Below are 698 nucleotides of genomic sequence, written 5' to 3' on the forward strand. Positions count from 1 at the left end.
CTCAACTTGCTTTAAGCCTCGGGATTTCATGTTTTGAAGCATATCTGTCCAGACTTCAATGTTCTCGCTAGGCGCAATGCAGTAGTCAATGACCTCCTTGTGCCCATTAGGCTTGATGCCAATGGCAATATAGACTGCTTCACGCTCAAATGTTTCTCGGCGCAAAGGAAGGTATGTCGCATCCAAATAGACGCAGAAAAACTTGTCGCTTAGCTTGCGTTTGTGGTAAGCCTCAACCTTTGGAATCATCTGCTTGGAAATATTTGATACCTGAGCTGGACTGTAATGGCTGCCATACATCTTTTCAATTAGATCGGCTATTTCCCTGGTGGTCACGCCCTTGGAGTAAAGCTTGATAATCATGCTTTCCAAGATATCCGAGTGCTGCTTGTAGTCAGGCAGCGTGTGCTGATGAAATTGACCGTTGCGATCCCGAGGCACTTGCACTTCAATTGGGCCAAATTGCGTATCAACTTTGCGGAAATAAGCACCATTTCTAGAGTTGCCAGTATTCCAGCCATTTCTGGCATAGGGATCATAGCCCAGAAAGGCAGTCAATTCAGCTTCTAACAAGTTATTAACAGCCTGTTGTAGCTCTTTGCGCAATAAATCATTTATTTTGTCTGGATTGAATAGAGCTTGAGCAAAATCTTTGGTAAAATCATTCATGAAGGAGTTCTTCTTTCTGTATGTGTTTT

General features: G+C 43.3%; 1 protein-coding gene. It reads right to left on the reverse strand.

What is annotated here, in order from left to right:
- Window positions 1–669: IS256 family transposase (locus CP367_RS04340; protein WP_143469219.1), on the reverse strand; the 669-nt coding region annotated here is incomplete at its 3' end.
- Between the last annotated feature and the right edge of the window lie 29 nt (window positions 670–698).

Origin of the sequence: Lactobacillus sp. UMNPBX16, assembly GCF_002553775.1 — a bacterium.
Lineage (GTDB): Bacteria > Bacillota > Bacilli > Lactobacillales > Lactobacillaceae > Lactobacillus > Lactobacillus crispatus.